Source organism: Staphylococcus caprae, from assembly GCF_002902725.1.
In the GTDB taxonomy this organism is placed as follows: Bacteria; Bacillota; Bacilli; order Staphylococcales; family Staphylococcaceae; genus Staphylococcus; species Staphylococcus caprae.
Genome location: NZ_PPRT01000066.1, coordinates 1 through 6,877, shown reverse-complemented (window position 1 = coordinate 6,877; position 6,877 = coordinate 1). Strand labels below are relative to the sequence as shown.

7 protein-coding genes are annotated in these 6,877 nt (G+C 28.3%); 3 read left to right on the top strand and 4 right to left on the bottom strand.

Annotated elements, in window-relative coordinates; translation table 11 throughout:
* Window positions 1-410 precede the first annotated feature (410 nt).
* Window positions 411-995, top strand: coding sequence for a hypothetical protein (locus tag CD155_RS10840; protein WP_256604998.1), 585 nt, complete (start codon window positions 411-413; stop codon window positions 993-995).
* A 524-nt stretch (window positions 996-1,519) separates the two neighbouring features.
* Here CD155_RS10840 and CD155_RS10835 read toward each other — a convergent pair.
* The 4 genes from CD155_RS10835 to CD155_RS10820 all read right to left on the bottom strand — a co-directional run bounded on the left by CD155_RS10835 (window position 1,520) and on the right by CD155_RS10820 (window position 4,988).
* On the bottom strand, window positions 1,520-2,671 hold the full coding sequence (locus CD155_RS10835) for an MFS transporter (protein ID WP_103213331.1): 1,152 nt from the start codon (window positions 2,669-2,671) through the stop codon (window positions 1,520-1,522).
* A 3-nt stretch (window positions 2,672-2,674) separates the two neighbouring features.
* On the bottom strand, window positions 2,675-3,316 hold the full coding sequence (locus CD155_RS10830) for an HAD family hydrolase (RefSeq protein WP_103213330.1): 642 nt from the start codon (window positions 3,314-3,316) through the stop codon (window positions 2,675-2,677).
* A gap of 30 nt (window positions 3,317-3,346) precedes the next feature.
* Window positions 3,347-4,360: a YqcI/YcgG family protein gene (locus CD155_RS10825; RefSeq protein WP_103213329.1), complete on the bottom strand. Its 1,014-nt coding sequence runs from the start codon at window positions 4,358-4,360 to the stop codon at window positions 3,347-3,349.
* A gap of 217 nt (window positions 4,361-4,577) precedes the next feature.
* Window positions 4,578-4,988, bottom strand: coding sequence for a hypothetical protein (locus tag CD155_RS10820; RefSeq protein ID WP_103213328.1), 411 nt, complete (start codon window positions 4,986-4,988; stop codon window positions 4,578-4,580).
* 638 nt (window positions 4,989-5,626) lie between these two features.
* Here CD155_RS10820 and CD155_RS10815 point away from each other — a divergent pair.
* Window positions 5,627-5,911, top strand: a complete 285-nt coding sequence (locus tag CD155_RS10815) for a hypothetical protein (RefSeq protein ID WP_103213327.1) — start codon at window positions 5,627-5,629, stop codon at window positions 5,909-5,911.
* Window positions 5,904-6,314, top strand: coding sequence for a hypothetical protein (locus CD155_RS10810; protein ID WP_103213326.1), 411 nt, complete (start codon window positions 5,904-5,906; stop codon window positions 6,312-6,314). The genes CD155_RS10815 and CD155_RS10810 overlap by 8 nt, the downstream gene beginning before the upstream one ends.
* Window positions 6,315-6,877: the final 563 nt, after the last annotated feature.

Sequence of the window (6,877 nt, the reverse complement as noted above, 5' to 3'; positions counted from 1 at the left end):
TCAAATTAAATGGAACAACTTCTTATTAAAACAACGTTAAAGATTCTGACTTTGTATAGAACTGTATACTATTTTAACTTTGCAACAGAACCATAAATATAACGTTGACGAAAATTTCGAAAAAGATAAAGAAGCTTTTTTAAAGCAACTTAAAGTGGATTGGGAAGAATAAAGTAAAAAAAGTAATATGTATATATATTTTTAATGTTAGTATTATAAATACATATACATATTAAATTTATTTGAAATTAAAAGGAGATAATAAATGAAAATAACTAAATTTTTTACTTTATTCTTACTTTTTTGACAATTACAATTGTTTTGAGTGGATGTAATAAAGATGTTGAACACAAAAAAATATATCTATTAAAGATATCATTAATGATAAAAAACAGCACATGTTCTTTTCAATGTCTACTGATGAAGATAATAATAACGAGATTGAATCTATATACTTAACTAAAAATGGTCAAATGAAACAGATCTTTTTGGGTTCTTCAGAAATATCTCCTTCATTTCTACTGAATTTAGATCCTAATGAAGTTAAAAAAGTCCTTGATAATAAAAAGATTGATTATCAAGAAACACCCTATAAAGATGTTAAAACTTATTTAGAAGTAACAAATGAAAAAGGGAATGCCCTTATTACATTTGTTACCACTAAGGATATTTCTGAAAAGAAAGCTAAAAAAGGTCTAGGCGATGTACTCAAATCAGTCTATTCAAATGATAAACAAACCGAAGGCTTATTACTTTATACAAATGTGAGTACAGGAAGTATACAAAGTGCTGGTGATGCTGGTAAGTATACTGGCCAATTAACCAACGATAATTTACCTAGTTTAATGAATGAATCTAATGATGAATCTGACAGACTTGATACAATTATTAAATTAAACAATAAAGATCAAAAAATGGTGAATGTTTCTTCTCAAGATAAGGATGTCATCAAAATTAAATTATCTGATTTTGATACGAAATTAGACCAAAATTAAATTTCTATTACTTCAACATTTTGTATTTTTTAGACACCATAATTTTACAAATCTCTTCATGCAAGATATACTAAAAATAACAAACAGACAGACACATCATTGGATGTGAAAACCCCAGCATGCCGACCAAAGCATATGCTGGGGTTTCTTTTTTATCGTTGTTCTTGATTTAATAAATAAAGAACACGTCCAACAATAATTGGACATACGATATATTTCACAACAAACAGAACGACAATCATTAGATGTGGCACCTCCTTTCTGCACGGGAAGTGCTTTTTTAGTATAACAGAATCTGATTTTAATAGATTCTCCGTTTTTGAATAAAGATACAAAAGTTCACTTAATGAAAATGCATGAAAACGTGTCATTAAGGGTATGTATAAAATCTGCATAACCTATAATCCTCACAAAAAGGGACAAACACTGATATGGCGGTGTTTGTCCCTTTTTGTTAAGTTAACATAATTAACTATTATGGGTAGTTATATTGTATAGCTTATTCATTAAAATCTAGCATAGAATTATTTTACAATATCTGAATGACTTACACCTTTTAAAAGTAAAGATGATAAAATAGCTAACAAAGCAGATATAATTATAGACAAATTGAAACTATTATCTATAAAGAATAGAATACCACCAACAAATGAACCTAATCCTATACCTAAGTTTAAAATTGAAATGTCATAGCTTAGTATTTGACTCGGATCACCTCGTAAAAATTTTAATAGTCCATATTGAACAGTGGGGTTTGTTCCCCAGTGAAATAAATTCCATATAAATACACATGATACTAAAATAACTATATTTTGTCCCAAAATTAGAATGAGTATAATAGATATTATATACATCAATATAATAATATTACCTGAAATACTATAACCCTTTTTTTCTGATAAAGTATTACCTAATTTTGAGCCTAAAACCCCAGCAATACCTGATAAAAATAAGCATAAACTAACTATAAAAATATCATGCCCCTTACTTTTAACTAAAGGTTCTAAATATGTAAATAAAATACTATTGGATATCATCATAAATAATAAAAAACATAATATTATAATAGTGCCTTTATAATTTGTAACCGTATATTTACTAGTATGAGTTTTATCTCGTTTTATATTAGTCGGTATAAAGTAAACAATGCTTAATAAGCAAAAAAAAGTGAGGATTGCTATAATATAAAATGGAATTTTCCAACCATAATAAGAAGCAAGTAATGTCCCTATCGGAATACCAAGTATATTTGCCGCGCTAAACCCAACATAAATATTAGCAATAACTGTAGATTTACTTTCGATAGGTACCATATTAGCCCCTGTTGACATTAGCTTTACAGTAATTAATGAAGCTACACCAGCTAGAATTACTCTAACGACACACAATAAAATATAATTTTCAATAATTGTTGTAATTATTGTTAATAAAATAAAAATCATTAAGCTGTATATAAGTACTTTTTTATCATTTATATTTATTGTTAGCCTCGTTAGTATTGGACTAAGTATAGAAAATGAAATAGCATATATTGTCACTAACTGACCAATAAAAGCATTGCTAACATGGAATTCTTGACTCATTTCACTCATCATTCCTACAATGATTAAATCAGATACGCCAACAATAAACATTGTTAAAAATCCAATTATAGTTATTATTTTACTAATCGACATTAATTATCCCTCAAACTCTAATTGATTAACATTGGTAATTATAAAATCAGGAATTTCTAATTTTAATTTTTCCTCACTATGACTCCCCCAAGTTACTGCACATGAAGATACACCAGCATTTTTTGCCATTTGAATATCAAATATAGCATCTCCAATATATATTGTTTCATCTCTATTCAAATTATACTTATTTAAAATATATAAAATTCCATCTGGAGATGGTTTATACTCTTTAACTTTGTCTGAACCGACAACTTCTAAAAATAAACCTTCAATTTTTAATATCTTTAAGTTTCTTTTTAATACATCAGTTTTTTTACTAGAAACCACAAATAATTTAGCTTTTTTATGAAGAGTCTCAAGTTGAGATAACATATTATCATAAATTTCTAAATATAAATCTTCTATCTCTTTATAATTTCTTCGAAACAATGCTATAAGTTCATTACGCTCTTTCGTTTTTAATTCTACTGAACTCATTAAATCAAATGATTTTTCTATCGGAATACCCATATAATATTCAATTTGATTATCACTAGGTTCTTTCAACCCACAGTCTAAAAAAGCCTTCTTTGTTGCAATAAAACTACACTTTTTTGAATCTGCTATTGTACCGTCAAAATCAAAAATTATATTTTTATACAATGTTAGCCCTCTTTTCTATACACGATTAAATTACACCTTTGAATATCTTAAAGCTAATAAATCATTAAAATAATCTATATCAAAAATATGATAGTATGCTGCTAAATTTTTATCAAAGGTTGCTATATTAACATTTCCCTTATATTTCTCTATAATTGTAGAGTCATTTGTTAACAATAAATTACTTTCGTTCATATGTTCAGCATTACTACACTCTGACAAACATTCTATATTGCCATCACTGTACAAATTTTTAAATTCTTTGACTGTATTTAAATAATTTCCAAATATAGTATCATCTATAAAAATCTTTTTAGGTACAAACTCTTTGAATTGCCATGGCTCATAAGATTTTTCTTCATTTGTATCCCCAATAAAGTATGATAATTTAGCTGGCGAAAATTTTTCGGAACCAATGATAGGACCTAAACCTGAATGCACTGGACATCCATCATATTTTTCTGCAAGGTCTCTTACTGTCTTCTGTGCCTTAGCTTTAGTTTTCATGTTATAATTGAAATGTTCATCAGATTTACTTAAGGTCTGCATAGCTAATGTGATAAAAGCTCCAAGATTACGTGATTTCCTATTTTTATAGCTATTTGAACTAAAGTTAATAAACCATAACTCATTTTTAAATAGAAAAGAGTATCCATCAGTTAATGGATCATTGTCAATATTATCTTCCTTATTTCCATATTTATTTTTCATTTCCGAAAGAATTTTCCAAACCATAAACTGTTTAGCATGAATATTCATATCGCCAATAGGCTCAAAAAATACTAATAATCCCGAAATACCTCTATCTTTTTTTGGCATATTCTCTAGCTCTTTTAAATAGTCATTAATATCTTCAGCCAATTCTTTAGGATTATAAGGGTAATTTAATGCTGAGTAAAAATGTACTTGTCTGTTATGTCCCTGTACTCCAAAAACACATGGAAAACCTTTAGATTCAATTACTTCTTTCGTTTTTTGAGTTTCACTTTTTAACCAATTATATTCTCCGTTTACACTCTTAATATTATTTTGAGAAACAAACATTTTATCTCTCCCTTATATTATTATTCATAAAAATTATAACTAAATTTATGAAATAATTAAATATATTTTGGTAGTGGCTAGCAACTAGCCGCTTATTTTTCGCAGAAAAAATCTTAAGGGGCTTGGGGAATATCCCCAACAAGCAGGCGACGCTACCACGTATGTGGCTAGCATAGCCAATGCTTGCCAAATAATCTGAAAACGACTAGTAATTACACTAGTCGTTTTTTTTATATTTCTCCTTGAGTCGCTTAATCGCATTTTTCAATTGTCGATCATTCCGATACGTATTAAAGTTCATAAATGCCGTACTATCAAAATATTCTAATAAGCGATGAAACACTTCATTTTCCTCTTTAACATCCTCTAATACACCTTCAAGAGAATCAATACGCTGTTGAAGTGCTTGGCTGTCTGATTTGAGCTGTTCATTGACTCCATTCGAGTCATTTTGAATGTTCGTCTTTTCAATCACTGTGGGCTTAATTCGATTACCTAAAGCAACCAGTTTTGTATAGCTTGTTGGATTAAGATGTCTTATCTCTGCTAATTGTTTAATTTTTTCATACTCTTCAAGTGTTAGATTTAAATTAATCACTTTGGCTTTTCTATTATATGCACTTGGCATTATATCTCCACCCTTTATCGTGAGTATTTACTCTATACATAATAACATATATTTTAAGTAAATACTCACAAACATAAAATATTATATTTAAGTAATGACTCAATAATTTTACAATAAATACATTGAGTCATTACTTTGTTAATAATTATATATAAATAAGCAATTCCATTAAGTAATTACTCACTCAATTGTTTTAATGATTTCAAAAATGTATCAGAAAACACCCTCCAATAAATATGTATCATTACACTATAAGTCATTCAAGAGCATAAGGGAATCTAGCACGTTTGAGTCTCCAAACAGTCGACCACAAACATACTAAACGTTGATTTGACAGTGTCAAATGAGATTCCGTGAGTGCGTGCTGTATGTATACCAAAAAGAGCGCTTTAAGGGACCATTTAGAGACCTATGTATACCAAAAGTAGACCTATTGAATCTTTATGTCTACCTAATGTATACTAAAAGTAGAGTGTTTAGAGACATATTCAGGGTTCGTTTTTGAGTGAATTTCTAAGATTTTAGGCAAAGATCGATGAAACAACTTGAAGTTGTAACAAAAAAATTCAAAGTTGAAAAATTATTGAAAGTCTTCAATGAGGTTACAAAAATTAATTTCAAAAATAGGAGTTGATATATTGAAGGAAACGACGAAAAGAAGAAATATATATGGTATTCCTATAGAAATAGATAATCATTTCAAGTTGCAAGCTGAACAGCAGGATATATCAGTCAATCAGTTGTATCTTAAAATCATTCAAGAATATTATGAATCTGATCTCGACCAAAAGCTTTCGTCTAGCATCAATCATTATTTGAATCCGGTGTTACTAAAGCTCATGGAAAATCAAATAGAAATATTAGCTCGATTAGAGAATATAGAAACTGTATATCAATGTTTGGAGGAGATTATAGATGAATAAAATAAAGAAAAGCTTTTACGTGACAGAGTTATATAAAGATAAATTGATTTCAATTAAAAGTGAAAATAATGCCAGTACGAACTCAGAAGTTATTAAAATATTGATTGACTATTATATACAAGGGCGTAACGAAAGAAGGATGGCTGAAGAAAACGCAAAAGAAAATCTTTTTGATATTGATGAAGAAATTAAGAGTATGTCAGAAAGTCTCAAATATCTGAAAAGAAAAATCAGTGGCATAGATTTTAATAATTTAATAGCGTTACACATGCTATCTGATATATCAGATTCAGATCAAGTTATGGAAAGATATATGGTGCCACTCGATCAAACAGTTAATCGTCATTATGAGCGCGCTAAAAACAATGCAAGACATTATTTATCAAATCGAAGAGAGCTTTAGTGGCGATTCATATAAGGGTACTCAGAGAGCTTTGTAGCGTTTTTATGAAAAAAACCTTACTTGCTTACTTGGAACCTTATATACTATTAGCGGCTCTTATATGGCTTCTATATGCCTTGAACAGCAAATATAGATATTAGGTTCACTAGGAATATTGATTAACTTTAATAATACACTACAAATTATAAGTAATAGGACTATTATTCCTGCGAAAATAAAAGATTTTTTCATTTTGCCCCCCTATAAAAGTTAATTTATTATGTTATTCTCAAAACGTAACTTTGAATAAACAAAAAATATAAAATTCAACAAAAAAAGAATTTCACTAAACTTATTAAGAGCTATAATCTAACTTATTACAAAATTACTAAGATAATTCTGTTAGGAGGATCCGAATCTACCTCTTCGAATTTATTTTAACATGTTTTCTGATTTTTTATGAGAGGCCCCCCCCGAACTTTTTAATATCGGTTCTGTTGCAAAGTTAAAAATTACATCATATATATACAAAAAAATGAAACATTAATCAAATTAAATGGAACAACTTCTTATTAAAACAACGT